This window comes from Ligilactobacillus sp. 110_WCHN, assembly GCF_030518115.1.
Classification (GTDB): domain Bacteria; phylum Bacillota; class Bacilli; order Lactobacillales; family Lactobacillaceae; genus Ligilactobacillus; species Ligilactobacillus aviarius_C.
Map to the genome: position 1 here is coordinate 94,867 of NZ_JAULLI010000003.1, position 20,433 is coordinate 115,299.

Genomic DNA, 20,433 nt, shown 5'->3' on the forward strand with positions numbered 1-20,433 from the left:
TGCCGATGTTGACCGTTAAATGAAATCATGCTTTAATAAAAACAGAATATCAGCATCGGAAATTCAGTAGAGCATCACCCACTGGTTCAGAAAGTTAGCGGTTGCTGGAAGCTAATCCATGGTGAGGATCGAATTACACTTTCATTTAGTGATGCACCGGACTGGCGTTTTCCAGTAAGAGGCACATTTGTGTAAAGTTGGGTGGTACCACGACTGAGTTCGTCCCTGGATTAAATTCCAGGGACTTTTTTATTTAGATGCGAGGTAATGGAGGTCAAACATGGACATTTTAGAAGATTTAAAATGGCGCGGCGCAATCAATCAGGAAACTGATGAAGAAGGCTTACGCGAATTATTAAACGAAAAGAAAATTTCATTATACTGCGGAACAGATCCAACCGGTGATAGTTTGCACATTGGTCACTTGATTCCGTTTATCATGTTGAAACGGTTTGAAATGGCCGGCCACCACCCATATATTTTAGTCGGCGGTGGAACAGGTTCGATCGGTGATCCAAGCGGTCGTAAGACAGAACGGCAATTACAAACCAAGGAACAAGTTGAACACAACGTGCAAGCATTGACGGAACAAGTTACCCGGCTTTTCGGCGGCAGCGGGCACGTAACGTTTGTGAATAACTTTGATTGGCTTTCACAATTTAATTTGTTGGATTTTTTACGCGATTATGGGAAAGAATTCAACGTTAATACCATGATTCGGAAGGACGTTGTTGCCAGCCGGTTGGAAAACGGGATTTCATTTACTGAATTTACATATCAAATCTTACAGTCGATCGACTTTTTGACATTGTATCGTGATCACGATGTGCAATTACAAATCGGCGGTTCCGATCAATGGGGCAACATTACTGCCGGAATTGATTTGATCCACAAAAAGGAAGGCCAGGATGCAAAAGTCTTCGGGTTGACGATTCCATTGATGTTGAAGGCTGATGGAACTAAATTCGGCAAGACTGCTGGCGGCGCTGTATGGCTTGATCCAAAGAAGACATCACCATATGAATTCTACCAATTCTGGTTAAACCAAGATGACCGCGATGTTGTGAAATACTTGAAGTACTTCACTTTCTTAAGCCATGATGAAATCGATGCCTTGGCTGAAAAGGTAAAGACTCAACCTGAAAAACGGGAAGCCCAACGCGCATTAGCCCGTGAAGTTACAACTTTTGTTCACGGTGAAGATGCAATGCACGAAGCCGAAAAAATCTCTGAAATTTTATTCAGCGGCGACATCAAAGAATTAACAGCTGAACAAGTTGAACAGGTCTTTGGCAAAATGCCATCGGTTGAAGTTTCACGTGAAAAACAAAACCTTGTAATTTGGTTAGTTGATAACGGCATTGAACCATCACGGCGGCAAGCCCGGGAAGATGTTAAGAACGGGGCGATCCGGGTCAACGGTGAACGGATTCAAGACCTTGAATATGAACTTGATCCAACCGCTGCTTTTGACGGTAAATATGTTGTTATCCGGCGCGGAAAGAAGAAGTATTTCTTGGCAAAGGTTAAGTAAGAGTAACTTAATTACTTGAATTGTAAAACAAAATCGGCTCATCGATGGCAAAGATGAGCCGATTAGTAAGTCACGTAAATAGTGACTTATATACACAATAAATTTAAATAGAGAATGGCTTATGTAAAATGTAAACTAATGAATTGCAAACCATTCTCTTTTACAATATCTAATTTATAACCAAACTTCAAGAATAAACGAACATAAAGTTTGAAGTCTGATTTATTGAAAACTTTATATAGCAAAATTGATTAAAACAATACGGATATGGTCTGTTGTATCAACGTTTAAGACAGAAACTGATTAAAATTATTTTTATTTTTTTAAAAATCGGTATTTTTCAGTTAAATGAAGTAAAACAGTGCTAGACTATGCAATAGTTAATAATTTTGGAGGAGTAACATGTCAGAAAGAAAAAAAAGATTCAAAATGTATAAGTCAGGAAAAAATTGGGTTGTAGCTCCAATCGTCTTTTTAGGAGCTACACTATTTGAAGCAGGAATGACAAATTCAGTATCTGCTGATTCAGTCAGTTCAGTTTCAAATAGCCAAAACAGCGTTCAACAAAAGGAACAATCACAAACATCAAGCAGTAGCTTGCAACAATCACAAGTAAAACTTGCTAGCAAGTCAAGCAAAGCGATCACTTCAAATAATAGTGAAGCAGTTAGCTCAGGTTCTGCAACTCAAAAGAGTGAAGCAACATCAGCTGTAAATTCAAGTAAAGCAAATGTTAGTTTAGTGAACAGCAAAGCCTCAAGTACACCAGCTAACAGCAGTTCACCTTCAGTTTCATCGAAAGTAAGTGTTGCTGAAAACAATTCAAGTTCAGCTTCATCATTGAGCTCATCACAAATTTCAAATTCAAAGAAGGCTGATGCAAGCTCAACTTCAACAGATACAAATATCACTCCTGCTGTGGCAAAAGAAAACGATAAGATTTTATCAGACAGCCAAAATGTAGCTCGGCGGGATGAAACAGCAACAATTTACAATATGAATACATTTGCACAGAATTATGTTCCAAATCGAAGTTTAGGGGTCGATGTATCAAGTTATCAAGGGACAGATATGTCCCAATACGCAAACGCTGGGGCAACATTCTCAATTGTTAAGGTATCTCAAGGAACAGGCTATATTAACCCAAATGCTGCAGGTCAAATCAGTTCATCTGAATCTCACGGAATGATGGTCCAAGGTTATCATTATGCTACCTTTGGCGGAAATACTGGTGCAGCAGATGCAGAAGCAAGTCATGCGATTGATGCTGCACATCGAGTAGGGCTCCCAGAAGGAACATACTTGGCATGTGACTATGAAGAAGGTGCATGGGGAGATGTTGGGGCAAATACCAATGCAGTAATTGAATTTATGCAACGAATTAAGGATGCCGGATACATTCCGTTGTTATATTCTGGTGCTTACTATATGAAAGCACATTTAAATTTAGGCGCAATTATTAATCGCTTTGGAAATTGTATTTGGATTGCTTCATATCCAACGACTTCGGCTGTAGATGGTCCTGACTTTAATTATTTTCCAAGTACCGATGGAGTTATCATGTGGCAGTACACTGATAACTGGAAGGGAATGAATGTCGATTCAAGTGTTAATGTTTTGCCGCTTAATACGCAAACTGATGGTCAAAAATATGAAAATGGTCACTGGCATTATTATCAAAATGGGAACATGGTTCGAAATGGCTTTGTAAACATTTCTGGACAGAACAAAACATGTTATTACGATGGCAATGGAAACATGGTTTATGGTGAACAAAACATTGGCGGTCATTGGTACTACTTTAATCAAGTAACCGGTGCAATGGCTAAGGGAATTACGAATATTGGCTATAAGACATGCTATTATAATAACCAAGGACAAATGCAATACGGTGAACAAAATGTTAATGGTCATTGGTACTACTTCAATAAGACAACGGGTGCGATGGTTACCGGAATTACTAACCTTGGTTATAAGACGGTTGATTACAATAGCCAAGGCCAAATGCAATACGGTGAACAAAACATTAATGGTCACTGGTATTACTTTGACAAAGTAACCGGTGCAATGGCTAAAGGATTAACGAATATTGGCTATAAGACTTGTTATTACAATAACCAAGGTCAGATGCAATATGGTAAACAGATTATTAATGGTAAAACGTATTATTTTGATAAAAAAACTGGTGCCATGTTTGTAGGAGTTCATAGCTTAAGCCAATTTGGTGACAATAATATTTATGGCTTTAATAACCAAGGACAAAAGGTTTATGGAATTCAAAATCTTGGTGGTCATTGGTACTTGTTTGACAAGAAAACTGGAGTTATGAAAACTGGTTTCCAGAACTTAAGCCCGTACGGTCAGTCTAAAATTTGCTATTTTGATCCTCGAAGTGGTCAAATGCAATATGGCGAGCAAAATATTAACGGTCATTGGTACTACTTTAATAAGACGACAGGTGCAATGGCTAAAGGATTAACGAATATTGGCTATAAGACGTGTTATTACAATAACCAAGGACAAATGCAATACGGTAAGCAAATTATCAATGGCAAACCGTACTATTTTGATGACGCAACTGGTGCGATGCTTACAGGTTTGGCTGAGGAAAAAGGAAAGTATTATTTTGCTAATGATAAAGGAATTCTCCAAACAGGCGAACAGAATATTAGCGGTCATTGGTATTATTTTGATCCGCACACTTATCAAGCGGCAACTGGAATTAAGAATATTGGTTATAAGACATGCTATTATAATAATCAAGGTCAAATGCAATATGGTGAACAGAATATTAATGGTCATTGGTACTACTTTGATAAGAAAACCGGTGTAATGGCCAAGGGACTAACGAATGTTGGCTATAAAACATGTTATTATAATAATCAAGGCCAAATGCAGTATGGCCTTCAAATAATTGATGGCAAACCATATTACTTTGATAATGTAACTGGTGCGATGCTTACTGGATTAACGAATGAAGCAGGTAAATACTATGATGCTAATGCAAAGGGTGTTCTCCAGTCTGGTGAGCAAAACATTAATGGTCACTGGTACTACTTCAATCCGCATACTTATCAAGCAGCAACGGGCATTACTAATATCGGTTACAAGACATGTTATTATAATAATCAAGGTCAAATGCAATACGGTGAACAAAATATCAATAGTCATTGGTACTACTTTAATAAGAAAACTGGTGCAATGGCCAAAGGGTTAACGAATATTGGTTATAAGACGTGTTATTACAATAGTCAAGGTCAAATGCAATATGGCAAGCAAACAATTAACGGTAAGCAATACTATTTCAACGAAGATACTGGGGCATTAGTTGACTAAGTTCGGATTGGAAATAATGCAAGAAAATAAGAGAGGCGCAAAAGCGTCTCTCTTATTTTTGGTATTAAGAAAGGGAGGGTAATTGCTCATCCCTAAGTAGACCTTATTTTCTAAAATTCTTTATTATTCCGTTTTAGAAGAAATCTGACAACTTCCGGATTATCCTCGATTGCAAATTTCCGTGCAAAAATGGCATCGTCTTCTTTATCGTACTCTTTAATGTCATCGACAGTAACCATTGTTGGATCAAAGTTGATCCACTTGTAACGACGTAATGAAGAATCATAACTGCGGCCACCACGGTAGATGCGATCATAGTATGGTGAGTTATATAACCACGTTGCCATGAAAACTTCATCAAGGCAGTATCCGTTATGACAGAATTTTAAAATGTTTTCCCGGTCGTTATTAATGTATTCGGCAAAATCACGTGGAATACTAAACCATTGGGATCCGCCTTTGATAGTAATCCCGTTTTTTACCATTTTTCGGGTTCGTGAAACGCCAAAAATATGTTGAAGGATACATTGACCAAAGTCAATGTATTTTAACCAACGTTTGCCTTTAATAAATGTTCTTCCTTTTCCGATATGTTTTTGGAAGAGGTGGTAAACATCATAACGTAACATAAACCGAAATTCGCTTCGAAGTTTAAGAACGTCATTACATTCCACAAAAATTTCGCCATTGTGTTCTTCGAAGAACTTCATAATATGATCCATCGACTTGATTGGAAGATCCATTCCTGAAATGAAATGGAAATAATCATAATGCTCATCAGCATTTAGAGCTGCTTGGATAAGATTCATTTCCGCTAATTCTTGGGTATAATCACCCCACGCAACATCGATTCGCGGAATCATTGTTACCTTTGAGTATTGGCAAATATTTTTAAAATCTTGTTCGTTGAAGCCGGTGTCAGTTTTATCCGCATGAATAAAAATATCAGCGTCTTTATGATCCAGAAGTTTTAAAAGAACTTTCAATTGATCATAATGTTTATATGTAAGAATTAAAAATGCATGTTTCAAAGTTAAACACCTTTCTAAAAATTATACACAGATGAAATTCTATTATATTTAGTGCCAGATAGCAACTTTATCTGGCAAGTTTTTTTTAATATACTAGTAAAGGTTAGAGATTTCTATAGTTAGGTGGTAAACATGAAACGTGTAGAAAAGAAGGAACATTGGAATGGATATCTTCTGAGCTTTTTCCTGCCAATTTTATTTTTAGGAATTATTATGATTTTAACTCATGTATATCCGTTTGGAAATAATACGGTGGTTGTTAATGACATGAAGAATCAATATTTGTCATTAATGACGTATTTTAGAAATAATATTACGCATCCGCGGAATTTTCTTTATTCATACCAATTGGGGTTAGGAGGCAATTTTTTTGCGGCATTTGCATATTATTTAAGCAATCCGTTTAATCTTTTAGCATGTCTATTTCCTCCTTCAGCGATCCCATTATTTTTTATGCTAAATACGTTGATTAATGTTGGGTGGTTGGGTTTAACAACATATACACTGTTAAACAAGTCGATTTATCTTAACAAAAATGGAAGTAATGGACAATATAAAATCTTTTGGTGCTTACTACTGAGTTTGAGTTTTACTTTCAGTGCGTTTATTACCAATTATCAGTTATGTGTAATGTGGATTGATGCAGTAGTTTTACTTCCATTAGTATTACTCGGCTTAGATCGAATCTTATACAGTCCGCATAAAAGTACATGGCTTTATTGGATTTCGTTGGCGGGATTAATTTTAGTTAACTGGTATATTGGAATAATTGTAGCCTTTTTCCTTTTTATTTTAATGGTTTTTTGGACAATCTCAATGATTATTCAAAGGGACTTTATTGACTTACTAAAAAAGGGAATTAAGGTTGGCCTGCTAACAGCACTGTCAATTGGAATAGGAGCAGTGATGCTTCTTCCAAGTTACCTTGCTCAACGAGGAGTGAATCAGCAAGGATTTAAGTTTACCTTTAACCCTGTATATCAACCGCATACGTTATTTCATACTTTATTAACAGGAAATATTGCCGATTTTACTAATCCAGCAATCGTTCCACAAGAACCGTTAATTTTTTGCGGCTTGTTTACGATTATTTTAGTTGTTCTTTTCTTTATGAATAAACAAATTCATTTAAGTGAAAAGCTCTTAAGCTTAGTTCTGTTAATTTCTTTAGGCTGTTCAACGTACTTTATGGGATTTTATATGATTTGGCATGCATTTACCATGCCAAATGGTTTTCCTCAGCGCGAATCTTTTGTAATATCCTTGTTGTTAATATGCATTGCATATAAAGCAATTGGAATTTTTGATCAACCTAAAGCAGGGATTAAGGTTGGAATTGCTTGCGGAATTGTTTTTTTAATAACATTAATGACTACTAAAGCAGGAGCTAAATTTAGCTTAAGTGAGATGATCGAAATCATTGGCAGTTTACTATTGGTAGTTATTTCGGCTCCCTTAGTCAGTCATCACTCAAATCAATGGATGGGATATGGAATTTTAGCGTTGATTGTATTGGTTAATATGGGAAGCTACAATTATCAAATTGATAAAGTTCATTTTAGCCGAATGCCAAGTCAAGCTTATTCCCATGTTGTTAGTCGTTATACAAGGACAATTCATCAATTAAAAAAGCAAGATTCTAGTTTTTATCGGATCGGTTCGAATGCCGAGTTAACAGCTAACGATCCGTTTACTTATAACTATAATGGGGTACAGGCTTATATTTCGCAACAATCAACTTCAATGACGGATTATATCTCTGCGTTAGGTTATTATCAGAAGCATAGTTGGTATCGATTTAACACGTTTAATAATGGCTCAACGGCAGCAATTAATGATTTATTAGGATTTAAGTATTATCTGTTGGCATCGCCTCAAGTATTAAAAGATACGCAAAAGGTAAATTCAACTCAAACTTGGAACCGTGGATTAAATACTCCAGGAATTAAGTTAAAAGATGCGTTTCCAGGAATTGAAATTTATCAAAATAAAATGGCGTTTCCGTTAGTCTTTAATGTATCGAAGAAAACTTTATCGGATATTTATCAATATAATCCTCAAAGTAATCCATTTGACTACTTTAATTGGATATTAGCAAGTATTGAGGGAAAACAGAATTGGATTTATTCTAATCAAAATGTTTATCCAATGAAATCGGAAGTTTCAAACGATATTTCATATCATGTTCGAGCATCGGCTAGCGGGAATGCATACTTATATTTAGCACATCCTCGAGCATTGTTTTTAAACGCCCCCAAACCAACGAATTTTTTAATTAATAAAGTTAATATGGGAGAGTATGGTGGAAAGAATGGCTATGGCGAAAACGGTGTCCTTTATATTGGAAAGTTCCACAAGGGCGAAGAAATCAACATTACACTTCAAAATGGGAAACTTTTAAACCAACCACTCCAGTTATTTGTTGCGATTGAAAGTCCGCAGCGGTTACAGCAGCTTCATCAATATGCGGTTAATTCAAATATTAGTGATATTAAAGTAGATGGTGATTGGATTACCTTTAAAACCAATTCAAGGTTTAAAGGCGGTTACCTAGGGCTTTCGATTCCATTCGATCCTAATTGGAGCGTTCGAATTGATCATCAAAAGGGCCATGTGGTTAAAATTTTGGGTGATCTAAGCGGAATTAAGGTTCCGCAAGGAGCACACCAAGTTAGATTGAAATACAATGTAAATGGATTAAAGATTGGAATGATAATTAGTATAATTTCATTGATTATTTTAGGCGGATATGAAATTACAAAGCGAAAATTAAAACGAAAGTAATAAAGAGGGCGGTAAGAAGCCAATCAATTGGCTCTTACCGCCGTTTTTATGTCTATTGAAGAATTTCTTTGAATACACTGTCGAGGCGTTTAAAGTAATTTTCAGTATAGAATTGCTCAATTGATGAAGCAATCTTTTGTGGATTACCAACAATTTGATTGATTTGAGTAATCTTATGAGCTAATTGGTCAATGTTTCCTTTTTCATAACTTAAGCCATTTATCCCCTCAATTACAACGTCATCATAACCTGCAAATTTTGAAGAAATTACGGGAATTCCTCTGGAAATTGCTTCAAGGAAGACCATTGGTAAGCCTTCGAAATTAGAGGTTAAAACGATTGCTTGGGTATGCTGGCTAATTTGCTCCCACGGGTCTTTTTGCCACCCGTACCATTTAATTCGCTGATTGATTTTTAAATGCTGAGCAAGTTGTTTAGCAGCTTCTACGTCTTCTCCTGTCCCAAGAATATCGAGTTTTGTTTCGGGAACATGGCTTAGTCCATTAAAGAGTTCCGAAAGATTTTTTTGTTTCTGTAATTGAATGCGGCCGATAAAACTAATTTCATCAGTGAGATTATCAACCTTGCGAATGGAATTATGCTCAATCGGATTAAAAATTAACTTGATTTGGTTTTCATCAGCTCCCATTTGGATTAATTGCTTTTTAATGGTTGAAGCAATTGCAAGGTGGTAGTCTGCATATAAAATATTATGTGGGTCAAAAAGATTTTGCTCAAAAAGTGAATAGTGGATCCATGAAATAATGCGGTATTTTTTTCGAAAAACTTTTCGAACCAACGCCGCCAACTTAATCATATTAGCTCCAATCATAATTAAATTAGTGTCATTAGATGTTTGAAGAAACGTTTTAACAAAAAAAAGTTGCTTCTTAATTCCATGATCACAGGATGCAATTACGACCTTAACTCGATGATCAATTTGTTTAAGCCAAAGCGGATTTTCAGGCTTATTTGTCAGTGTGAGAGTTAAATCATACCTCCCTGCGTAGTGGTTCAATACTTTTGTTAAAACCGTTTCTGTTCCGCCATTTCCGCTTGCTGGAGGACAAATAAAATTAATTTTCATAGAATTCACTTCCTAATTGAAGGCGACGTTTGTTTGGAATAGTTGCGAATAAGGCCGGTAGAATAAAGTTGTAACAACTTTCAAAGAAATGCTGGTCAATTCCACCGCTAATAATAAACATTAATAAGCACAATTCGAGATAGAAAACAGGTTTAACATGTAAGGTTTTAACCAGTGCAATTAATAATGCAATGAAGATCAAAATCATTGGAATTCCGTACATCAGTGGAATTCGGAAGTAAATTGAATCAATGTAAAATGCACCGTTTCCTGGTTGATAAATAAATTGGCCAAACGGTTTAATTGAATAATGGCTGATCGCATGTGCTTCATAATTTAGACGCCCAGATAATAAATTATTAGCTAAGTTAATAATTGGGTTATGGGGCATGATTAAATACAAGAATCCAAGTAGAAGGATGATTGCAATGTACGCAAAGCAGAGTAAAACGACACCCTTGTATGAAATTTTGCTTAAGAGTTTACTAATTGGCTTATAGAACATAATTGCTAAAATAAGCAATAAGATAAGAATTAGGTCTAACCGGGTATCAGTGACAACATAGGTCCAAATGGCCACTGCAAAGAATGAAATATACTCTGGAATACTTAACTTAAATTTCTTGAGGGCAGCATATGCCATTAAAATACTAAAGAACCGGGCTGCCAAGTTTGTTGGATAAATTGCACCGAGCGAGTAACGGCGAACTGGTGAATACGTTGAACGTAAGGCAGCGTAGTTTGGAATGATTCCCGTAAATGCAAGGAGCATTGATAAAGCCGTTCCAAAAAGATTAATAAAGAGGAACATTTTAATAATCTTTTTAAAATCAACGTTTTTAGCCCCATAAATAAAGAATCCAAAGTAAAAGATGTTAACGTTGGCAGCATTGTGTGCCAGATTAAACAGTAAACATTCAAGTAATGAGAACATTAAAAGATCATTGGGTGAGTTTTTATCAAAGAGAAAAATTTTAAAAATAACAATGATTGTCGGGAATAATGCTAAAAGATAAATCTGACGTTGTGAAAATACATACGTGATCATATCGGTACTTTTAATGAATGTCGAGAATAGATATACCCCAAAGCATATTAGGTATATATTTTGAGCTAACGACGGAAAACGATCGTTAATTTTTTGTACAAAACGATCGCGTCCTTTTAAAAGATTGGCGACCGTTATTTTGCTAAGTAAATTATCCATTTTGATCTCCTCAGTAATTAAAATCTAATTGCCATTATACTATATGTAACAACTGAATTTCTTTTTAATAAAAAAGAAGTACTCTGCAACCGCTGGTACTTCTTTTAGCTTGTTATTTAAGTTTAAATAGTTCAGGGTTACTGTGATAAAATTCAGTCATCTTAGGGGTTTGATTACCAAAACCTAAGTGACCAACAACAGTGCTTTCGTCCATTAACATTGCTTGAGAAAGAATTGTCGCATTTTGATTAACGGTTTCTTCATCACGGGCAAAATCACTTGCTAAGCGGTGAACCGGGAAGCCGTTCATTTTTTTCCAGTAGTTTCGATCCATAACAAAACATCCAATTGATAACCGAACAGGAATCACCGTATATTCTCCTTCATCTTCAAGACAAGCCTTATTCATTTCGTCAATTGTTGGAAGATGATGTTCTGCGCCCCACATAAATTCTGCTGCTCGATAATCTTCTTCAATTGGTTGAAAACGACCATAGTATCGTGGACGACCGAACTGTTTTTCGTATGCGGTAACTGCATTGAATTTTTTTAACAACCGTAAATAAGCATACCCATTGACGTTAATTAATGGAGAAACAACTCCAACTTCATATTCAGCATCTTTTTTCCACTGGATAAAGTGCCGGGTAATATTGGCAATTGAATCTTTAGTTAAAAAGATGTCTTCGTCCATTTTAACAATCGTCTCAGCCTTAGGAAACAGGCTAATAGCAGTATTCTGAGTTAAATTGATATTATTCCGTTTACAGCTTAAATAAGACCAATTATTTTTCTCAGCGATTTTACGAAGGGCAGGATCATTTACTCCGCTTGAAATGATACAAATATCAAAATCGTCCGGAACAAATTTCTGGACCCGAGCAAAAACATCATTCCAAAAAGCATTTTTATATCCTGCTAAAACCAAAAGTAATTTCGAGAGACCTTTCGACCGGTCATCAAAAAGATATTTTTTAGTTGTTGGTTTGCTGCAAAAAGCAAAGTGGAAAAATTTATCAACTTTTTTTTGCAGAGTAGACTTTAAACTCATAGTAATAAGTGATCCTCCTTCAATTACCTCTTTTTGATAATTTTAGTTGAGGGTAAATAATTATTGTTTTTTCCAAGATTATCTTTGATTCCATCTCTAAATCCGTCCCAGAAAAGGCGATACATAAATTGACGGTAACCTTTACGTTCAGATTTAACAGTATTTCCAATAAGTTTCCTTGCCAAAAGAGTGATAAAGTAAGCGCGTGTTAAGAGGTACGGATGGCCATACTTTTTAATTACTTGAATTCGATTGCGCATACCGTAATATTCCCGCCAATTAGGATACCATTGATTATTTTCCGACTTGGCTTTTACTTTGTGATAAACTTTGGCATCTGATACGTTAAGAACCTTCGTAAGTTTATGAACCCGTAATGAATACTCTGAATCGTCAAACCAAATAAAGAAGTCTTTTTGAGGAAGCCCAACCTGCTTTATAATCTCCTTACTGATAACTACTCCAACAAAGGTAAAGAGATCATAAAAGAAGTTCGTTTGGTATTCTTCAACTGGGACTTCATAATCAGAAAGAATATTCCAATTTTTGATTCTTCGACGATGAAGAGTTTCAATTTGGTGATTTCCATTTAGAACCGTTCCAGAAAGGACTTTAATATCAGGCTGATTGAGATGTGCCTGGGCTAATTTCTCAAAATAATCTTCAGCATAAATTGCATCATCGTCAGACAGTGAAATCCAGTCTGCTTTCTCTTCTTTTAGAGCTTCTTGAAGACCTGCGTAAAATCCTGCTGAACCACCATTATTTTGCGAAAGGTGGCAGTACTTTACTAAGCTGTTATTAGAATATAGTTTAGTAATCATTTCCTGCGTTCCATCAGTTGAGTTATTATCAATAACAATAACTTTTTGAGGAAGAAGGGTTTGATTTAATAGACTTTCAATTGCCTGGTTAAGAAGTTCTTTGCGATTGAATGTAACAATTACACTTACGTAATTCATAATTTCTCCTTCGACGACTAGTATGCAGAATTTGGAACAAAAATAACTTTGATTGTTTTGAACATAATTTTAATATCTAACCAAAATCCACGTTTCTGAATGTATTCAAGGTCAATGTTTACCATTTCATGAAATCCAACACTATTCCGAACGGTTACTTGCCAAAGACCGGTACATCCAGGGCGAACGTATAAACGTTGCCAATCGTAATCAGTATACATCTTGACTTCCCGTGGCAAAGGTGGCCGGGGTCCAACAATACTCATTTGTCCAAATAAAACATTTAGAAGTTGAGGAAATTCATCAATACTTGTTTTACGAATGAACTTTCCTACCCGAGTAATTCGCGGATCGTCCTTCATTTTAAACATTGCACCGTCAACTTCATTTTTATGAATAAGTTTTTCGAGCTCTTGATCTGCATTAACTTTCATTGAACGAAACTTATACATCTTAAATTCTTTGCCGTTTTTTCCAATTCGCTCTTGGTTGTAGAAAATTGGACCACCATCATCAATCTTAATAGCGATTGCAACGATTAGAAAAACAGGGCTAAGAATAACCAAGCCGATTAGGCTCGCTAAGATGTCGAAAAGGCGCTTCGTAAAACGGTAAAAGTGATGCTTTTCAATCTTATCTTTATTAAGGATTATTTTATTATTTTTACTCATTAAAAACACCTGGAAAACGAATGAGGTTATTCTCTTCCTTTAAACTTTCTCTTGATAAAATTAAATATCTTTTTGCCCCAATGTTGGTTTCCCATAAACATTACAGGCAATTCAGTATAATTAATATTATTATACTCAACCCACACATCTAAAAGCAACTCGCTAATGTATCCAAAAATCCGCTGTTCACTAACACTATAATTTGAAATATCAACTCGATTTTCAACTTCATTAAGAATTTTCATTAGCCAGTCAGTATATGCGTCAAATAATTCACTTTTGGTGATTAGTATATTGAACATATGGCCTTTTTTTTCATTCATATGTCTGTCAAAATATGGTAAATATTCTGGACAAAGGTCGTGAATAACTTCACGTGTTTTTTGAAGCCCTTCAATATGGTGTGAATGCTCATAGTGAGACCATAATGTTTCAATATGATAATTGCGCTTGCATGGCAAGACCATATCATAGTCTTGCATTAGCTGTTCCAATTTTTGGTGAGTCAAGACGTCTTTCCATTTTGCACGAACAGACTTGAAAAAGTCCGAGTTCCCGTTTGAAAAGAGACGACGATAATGAACAAGCCCTTTAACATCGGCTGTTCGATTTTCTGCCCCCCAGTATTGAGCAGTAAGCTCACAGTAAGAAGCATTTTTGTTTGAAATATTAATTCCAGTGTTATCTCTTAAGTAGCCTTTAAAGTTTTGAGGATTATTCCCAACTTGAACGGGAACGTACATTTCATCAGATGGCATTTTAGCGGCTTTATGACTTACCACATAAACTTCAATTTTCAATAGTATAAGCCTCCATCGTTTTAGCGATAACTAGAGGTATTCTATTATATTATAAAATTAATAGCAAATTGGAAAGGAAAATATCATTAAAAGATTAAAAACAAATTAAAATCGTGCTATAATATAGAAAATTTAATCAGATAAGGAATGATTTTAATGGATGACAACCCCGGACAGAATAAAATTAAGTATGGCAGTTTAGTTTTAATGATTTTCTCAGCAATTTTTGGATTCAGTAATTCGCTCACGGCGTTTTATCAGATGGGATATTCTAGTGTGATTTGGTATATCTTAGCAGCGCTTTTATTTTTCTTGCCGTCAGCGCTGATGTTTGCCGAATATGGCGCTTCATTTCGGGAAGCAAAAGGTGGAATCTACTCATGGTTGCGCGGCTCAACAAATGAAAAATTTGCATTTATTGGGACGTTTATTTGGCTTGCATCATGGGTCATTTGGCTGGTTTCATCAACGAACTTCTTTATCGTTTCGGTATCAACGATGCTGTTCGGATCAGATAAAACGCAAAGCTGGCACTTTTGGCACTTCTCATCAACCGAAGTTGTGGGGATGCTCGGGGCACTGTTCATTTTAATCGTTACATTTGCGGCCAGCCGTGGGGTTGATAAAATTGCCAAGGTGGCAAGTATTGGCGGAGTTTTTGCGTTTGCAATTTCAATCTTGTTCAGCTTATTAAGTATTGTTGTGTTGATCATGCACCACGGGGTATTAGCTGAAAGCATTTCCGGAACCAATAATCTTTTGCGGTCGCCAAATGAAAGTTTCCAAAGCCCGATTGCAATCATTTCGTTCCTTGTATATGCAATCTTTGCGTTTGCGGGGTTGGAAACAACTTCAGGCGTGATCGATTCGGTTGACCGGCCTGAAAAGACTTATCCGAAGGCTTTAGTTACGGCGATGCTGTTGATGACGAGTCTTTATATTGTAATGATCGTGATGTGCGGTTTTTCAACTAATTGGAGTCACGTTTTAGGAAAAAGTAACGTTAACCTTGCAAACTGTGAATATGTCATTATTAACAACTTAGGGGTTGAAATCGGTAAGGCATTTGGCATGTCAGCCAGCGGAGCTCAAGGAATCGGCTTAGCGTTTGCCCACTTTGCCGGGTTAACGGATGTTTTAGCCGGAATCGGCGGCGCATTTATGATGATTTATTCACCGATTAAGTCATTTGTTCTGGGGTGCGATACGCACTTATTACCAAAGAAATTGACAAAATTAAACGATAAGGGAATGCCGGCGAATGCAATGTGGCTGCAAGCCGTTGTGGTAATTGCCATCATTTTATTTGTTGCCTTTGGTGGGGATGCAGCCAGCACATTCTTTACCGTTTTGACAGATATGATGAATGTTTCGTCAGCTGCACCATACCTCTTCTTGATTGGGGCTTTCCCATTCTTTAAGATGAAGAAGAACATCGAACGGCCGTTTGTTTTCTATAAAAAACAGTCAACAACATGGATCGTTTCGATTATCGTGTGGATCGTAATTGCAGTAAGCATTATCTTCACGTGTATTGAACCGCTTTTGCAACATGATTATTCAACTGCCTTTTGGACAGCATTTGGACCAATTTTCTTTGGCTTAGTTGGGTGGACATTATATGTACATGCAACTCACAAGCAAAATGAAGAAATTGTTTCTAATCGGTAAAATTTATTAAGAAAGCGATAAAGTATGATTTTCAGTTTTCAAAGCCGATGAATATCGTTAAAATGATAGTAGGAGAGTTGGACGGTAAAAAAGGATGGTTAGAATGAAAAAAAGTGAAATTATTCTTTTTACCCTGTTACTATCAATTTTAGGAGTCGTTGGTAGCATAAAAGCTGCAGGTGTAAATAATTCAAGCAGAAGTGCTGATTTAATGTCTTCTGCGACTCGCCAATCAAGTCAAAATTTATCGTTAAGCAAAGATAATTGTCAAAATTCAGAAAGTGGGAAATGGATTTTGTGGTCGCCAAGAATTCAAAACTTCAAGAAGGGCGATCAAGTTAAAATCCTTCTTCCGCACGGAGAATATACTGGAGAAACACTAACTTTTAAAATTGTTGATCATGGAAAGGAAATTGCAACATTAACCATTGAGCATGGCAATGGTTACGGTGTGATAGTATTTACAACTGATGCGAACGGTGGTGAAATTGCTCAGATTGTTGCGGATTTCGGCAGCATGGATTTTGGATCAATTGGAACTGGCGGTGTAATTGATATTGGAGATATTACTGGCAGTTGTGCAGATGATTCTTCGTCAAAGCATTCAATGGTGGACTGTTCAAGTTCATTAACCAGCAGTGGGAAAAGTATTCCTTATGGTCCGGGACCGGTATCGATCATTACCCCACCTTTAAGAAGTTCGAAACCAAGTTTGGTATATTCTTCATCAATCAATGCTGATAAAATCAATCGCCGGCATTCGAGTTCTTCAAGTGTAAAAAGGGCAACGTCTTTGAAGAGTCTATCAAAGATTTCAGGGATGTCGCTGGTTCAAAGTTCAAGAAACAGTGCCAAAAGTTCATTGAGTAAGCAGACTTCAATAAGAAATTCATCGGTGAACGCCCAGTCAAATAGTCAAAAGACTTCATTAGAAATTTCAAAGTCAAGCAAACAGAATAGTTCAACTGTGAAAAACGAAAATGAATCTTCTTCACGAAAAAGTAATATTATCAATGTTCCAGTAAAAGAAAGTTCGAATTCAATTAGTTTGAAACATTTTTCTTCAACGTCAAAGGTTTCAACAAAGGTGAGTCATTCCTCAAAGAAACAATTATCTTCGGAATCATTGATAAGGAAAAATCCTATTCGGCAGGCTTCACAGCCAATGGTTGATCAAAACGGCAATCTTCATTTGAATCCGCAACAAATACGGACACTTGAACATAAGATGCCAAAAGCAGCCAAGGTTGCAAAAGCAGTGAAAAAGGCGGATGCTCAGCCAGCATGGCGTTCATTAACGGCAAATGTTTCTAAGCAGGGATTGACGCTTAAACATCGGAATGCTGCTCATCCGGTTTCAAATGTCCACCGGGTCACATTGCCGATTCAAGGAATTTTGCCGGCAACCCGAATGGATCCGTATACTTGGGTATACAGTTTAGTAGGATTGGCAATTATGATCGTTTCTGGAAGAGCATTCTTCTCAAAGAAACGGAAATAATAATTGAATTTTAAAATTAAAAATGGAATAGTATCTCACAGAGCAAAATAAAGGATGTCAGTGAGCATTCATTTTACAACGTGGACGAATAATAGCTATTGAATTAATCGGACTATTGGATTTTGAATGCCAGTAGTCCGATTTTTTTGATGAGAAAGGGTGGCTGATTAATGGAAAAACAGAAAACTTATCCGATTGAACAGATTCCGGTTGCGAACCGGCATATGTCGCACTGGGATATGTTCGCAACGTGGATCGGTGCAAATGCGAATAACGGAACGTGGTACATTGGCGGGGTCGTTGCGGCATGCGGCTTGGTACTTGCAACTAAGGTTTTAATCGCGTCATCGGCATTGTCATATGTCCTGCTTTCGCTTGTTGGTTTAATGGGATACATTACCGGCGTTAGCACAATGGCGTTGACCCGGAGTTCATTTGGGATTCGCGGCAGTTATGTGCCATCGGTGATCAATGTGGTTCAGTTCGTCGGCTGGACAGCAGTAAATACCTTTATTGCGGCAACATCGTTAAGTATCCTCTTCCATGATTTCTTTGGCTGGAAGACATACAATGCAACTTCAAATACGGGAATTTTCGGCGTGATCGTTGGGGTGTTGGTAATGAGTGTCCTGCACCTGATCAGTGTTTCAATGGGAGAACGGTCAGTTCAAATTATCGAACGGATCGGAATCATCTTTGTCATTGGTTTTGTGATCTGGGAATCGATCGTTGTTTTCCGGACGGTTTCATTTCACCAGCTGGTAACTTGGGTCGTTCCGCATTCCGAGCAACTAAAAGCCGGTCATGCAATGGATATTTTAGCGGCTTTTAACCTTGCCTGGGTCACAGCCGGTGCTGACTTTACCCGGTTTACGGCCAAGAAAGGGGCAGCAACGCACGCTTCATTCTGGGGTGCGCTGATCGGTGTTCTGTGGTTTGCGTTGATTGGGGTTGTTTCCACGATCAGCATTGCCATTACATCGGGCCAATTCAACCCGAACAACTCAGATCCAAGTACGATTGCGAATAAGCTTGGCTTAGGGGTCTTAGCGATGATCGTCATTGTTTTAACAAGTATGACGGCCAATGCGGCCAACTTGATGGCAGCGGCCTCGGCGTTAAATAATCTTTTCCATAAGATCAAATTACGCAAGGCATTATGGATCGTTACGATTTTGGCCACCTTTGTAACGTTTATTCCGTTAATTGTCGGCAGTTTCTTGGACACGTTTGAGGCGTTCTTGAATTACATTGGCATGATCTTAGGACCGATGATCGGAATTATGATCACCGACTTCTATGTGGTTCACCATCAACAATACGAAATTGATGAACTAACAAAGGTCAACGGCAAGAATTGGTATCATGGCGGGGTTAATTACTTTGCCTTTGCAATTTGGATCATCGGAATTGTGATTTATAACCTTCTCCAACACGTCCCAGTGATCGTAGATGTAACTGGGGCAACCTTCATTGCGATGATCATTAGCGGAATATTATACGGAATTGGCCAACATTGGATCTTACAGAAAAGGGGATAACTATGTTAATTAAAAACGTCAAGTTAGCGGAAAAGAATGAAAATGTTGATTTACGGATCAAAGACGGCAAGTTTGTTGCGATTCAAGCGGGATTGAAACCGAATGAGAATGAACAGGTGATTGACGGTAACGGAAATTTAGCTTTACCACCGTACATTGATTCACACGTTCACCTGGATACCACTATGACGGCTGGTCAACCGCGGTGGAACGAGACCGGAACGCTATTTGAAGGGATCAACATTTGGGCTGAACGCAAAGAAACGTTATCGATTGAAGACGTTAAGGAACGGGCGCAAAAGGCGATTCGGCGGCAAGTTGCAAACGGAATTCAAGTGGTTCGAAGCCATGTTGACGTGACTGATCCACAACTGACGGCCCTAAAGACATTGCTTGAAGTTAAGGAAGAAATGCAGGATGTTGTAGAATTGCAGCTAGTCGCTTTTCCGCAAGAAGGAATTTTATCATTTCCGCATGGAAAGGAATTGATGGAAGAAGCCGTTAAGATGGGCGTAGATGCGTTAGGCGGCATTCCGCATTACGAATTTACGCGTGAATATGGCGTGGAATCACTGCACTTCATTGCTGATTTGGCAGCGAAAAACGATTTACTGATCGATGTTCACTGTGATGAAATTGATGATCCGCAAGCGCGGGGATTGGAAACCTTAGCAACTTTAGCCTATGAAACTGGATTAGGTGATAAGGTAACTGCCAGTCACACAACGGCGATGGGGTCATATAACGATGCCTATACGTTCAAATTATTTAAGTTACTTAAACTTTCACATATTAATTTTGTCGCTAATCCATTGGTCAATACGCATTTAGGCGGCCGGTTCGATACATATCCGAAACGGCGCGGAATGACCCGCGTTAAGGAATTGCGGGATGCCGGAATCAATGTTTCGTTCGGGGAAGACGATATTAAAGATCCGTGGTATCCAATGGGAGACGGCAACATGCTTGATCCGGTATACATGGGAATGGTCGTTGGTCACATGATGGGCTACACTGAATTGAAAAATGCTTATCAGTTTGTTACGACGAATGCGGCCAAAACGTTGCATATTACTGATCATTACGGCATTGAAGTTGGTAAACCGGCAAACTTCTTGATCGTTAATGGGTCAAACTTCTATGACGTGTTAAATCAACATGCCGAAGTTTTATATTCGATTCGGAACGGAAAGATTTTGGTTGAGACCCAACCGAAAAAAGTTCATCTCAACTTCTAGTTCCTTGCAAAAAATCTTA

The 20,433-nt window shown here is 37.4% G+C and carries 14 protein-coding genes; 7 read left to right on the top strand and 7 right to left on the bottom strand.

Going from position 1 to position 20,433, the window contains the following annotated elements; all coding sequences use genetic code 11:
- Positions 1-280 precede the first annotated feature (280 nt).
- Both tyrS and Q3C15_RS02045 read left to right on the top strand, forming a co-directional pair.
- Positions 281-1,534 carry a tyrosine--tRNA ligase gene (tyrS, locus tag Q3C15_RS02040; RefSeq protein ID WP_283579741.1) on the top strand — a complete coding sequence of 418 codons (1,254 nt, stop codon included), beginning with the start codon at positions 281-283 and terminating at the stop codon, positions 1,532-1,534.
- A 402-nt stretch (positions 1,535-1,936) separates the two neighbouring features.
- Positions 1,937-4,870 (top strand): GH25 family lysozyme, encoded by a 2,934-nt coding sequence (locus tag Q3C15_RS02045; protein WP_302703789.1) that lies wholly within the window; start codon positions 1,937-1,939, stop codon positions 4,868-4,870.
- 110 nt (positions 4,871-4,980) lie between these two features.
- Here the strand turns inward: Q3C15_RS02045 and Q3C15_RS02050 are convergent, their stop codons facing one another.
- Positions 4,981-5,901, bottom strand: a complete 921-nt coding sequence (locus Q3C15_RS02050; RefSeq protein ID WP_302703790.1) for a beta-1,6-N-acetylglucosaminyltransferase — start codon at positions 5,899-5,901, stop codon at positions 4,981-4,983.
- A 132-nt stretch (positions 5,902-6,033) separates the two neighbouring features.
- Here Q3C15_RS02050 and Q3C15_RS02055 point away from each other — a divergent pair, with 132 nt between their 5' ends.
- On the top strand, positions 6,034-8,685 hold the full coding sequence (locus Q3C15_RS02055; RefSeq protein ID WP_302703792.1) for a YfhO family protein: 2,652 nt from the start codon (positions 6,034-6,036) through the stop codon (positions 8,683-8,685).
- Between the two features lie 52 nt (positions 8,686-8,737).
- Here Q3C15_RS02055 and Q3C15_RS02060 read toward each other — a convergent pair whose 3' ends face one another.
- From Q3C15_RS02060 to Q3C15_RS02085, 6 genes are all read right to left on the bottom strand, one after another.
- Complete coding sequence (locus Q3C15_RS02060) at positions 8,738-9,772, bottom strand: glycosyltransferase (RefSeq protein ID WP_302703794.1); 1,035 nt, start codon at positions 9,770-9,772, stop codon at positions 8,738-8,740.
- Positions 9,762-10,820 carry a hypothetical protein gene (locus tag Q3C15_RS02065; protein WP_302703796.1) on the bottom strand — a complete coding sequence of 353 codons (1,059 nt, stop codon included), beginning with the start codon at positions 10,818-10,820 and terminating at the stop codon, positions 9,762-9,764. Before Q3C15_RS02065 ends, Q3C15_RS02060 begins: the two co-directional genes overlap by 11 nt.
- A 271-nt stretch (positions 10,821-11,091) precedes the next feature.
- A complete protein-coding gene (locus Q3C15_RS02070) occupies positions 11,092-12,030 on the bottom strand; it encodes a hypothetical protein (RefSeq protein WP_302703797.1) in 939 nt (312 codons plus the stop codon).
- 23 nt (positions 12,031-12,053) lie between these two features.
- Positions 12,054-12,992 carry a glycosyltransferase family 2 protein gene (locus Q3C15_RS02075; protein ID WP_302703798.1) on the bottom strand — a complete coding sequence of 313 codons (939 nt, stop codon included), beginning with the start codon at positions 12,990-12,992 and terminating at the stop codon, positions 12,054-12,056.
- Between the two features lie 17 nt (positions 12,993-13,009).
- Complete coding sequence (locus Q3C15_RS02080) at positions 13,010-13,663, bottom strand: sugar transferase (protein WP_302703800.1); 654 nt, start codon at positions 13,661-13,663, stop codon at positions 13,010-13,012.
- A gap of 26 nt (positions 13,664-13,689) precedes the next feature.
- Positions 13,690-14,463, bottom strand: a complete 774-nt coding sequence (locus Q3C15_RS02085; RefSeq protein ID WP_302703802.1) for a DUF4422 domain-containing protein — start codon at positions 14,461-14,463, stop codon at positions 13,690-13,692.
- Positions 14,464-14,619: 156 nt separating this feature from the next.
- On the opposite strand from Q3C15_RS02085, the gene yjeM reads away from it, so the two are divergent.
- The 4 genes from yjeM to codA all read left to right on the top strand — a co-directional run bounded on the left by yjeM (position 14,620) and on the right by codA (position 20,414).
- A complete protein-coding gene (gene yjeM, locus Q3C15_RS02090) occupies positions 14,620-16,134 on the top strand; it encodes a glutamate/gamma-aminobutyrate family transporter YjeM (protein WP_302703803.1) in 1,515 nt (504 codons plus the stop codon).
- Positions 16,135-16,237: 103 nt separating this feature from the next.
- Positions 16,238-17,635 (top strand): hypothetical protein, encoded by a 1,398-nt coding sequence (locus Q3C15_RS02095; protein WP_302703805.1) that lies wholly within the window; start codon positions 16,238-16,240, stop codon positions 17,633-17,635.
- Positions 17,636-17,805: 170 nt separating this feature from the next.
- The gene (locus Q3C15_RS02100; RefSeq protein WP_302703807.1) at positions 17,806-19,176 is read left to right on the top strand and encodes a cytosine permease; all 1,371 of its coding nucleotides are present in this window, start codon (positions 17,806-17,808) and stop codon (positions 19,174-19,176) included.
- 2 nt (positions 19,177-19,178) lie between these two features.
- Entirely contained in the window at positions 19,179-20,414 is a 1,236-nt protein-coding gene (gene codA / locus Q3C15_RS02105; protein WP_302703809.1) for a cytosine deaminase, read from the top strand.
- Positions 20,415-20,433: the final 19 nt, after the last annotated feature.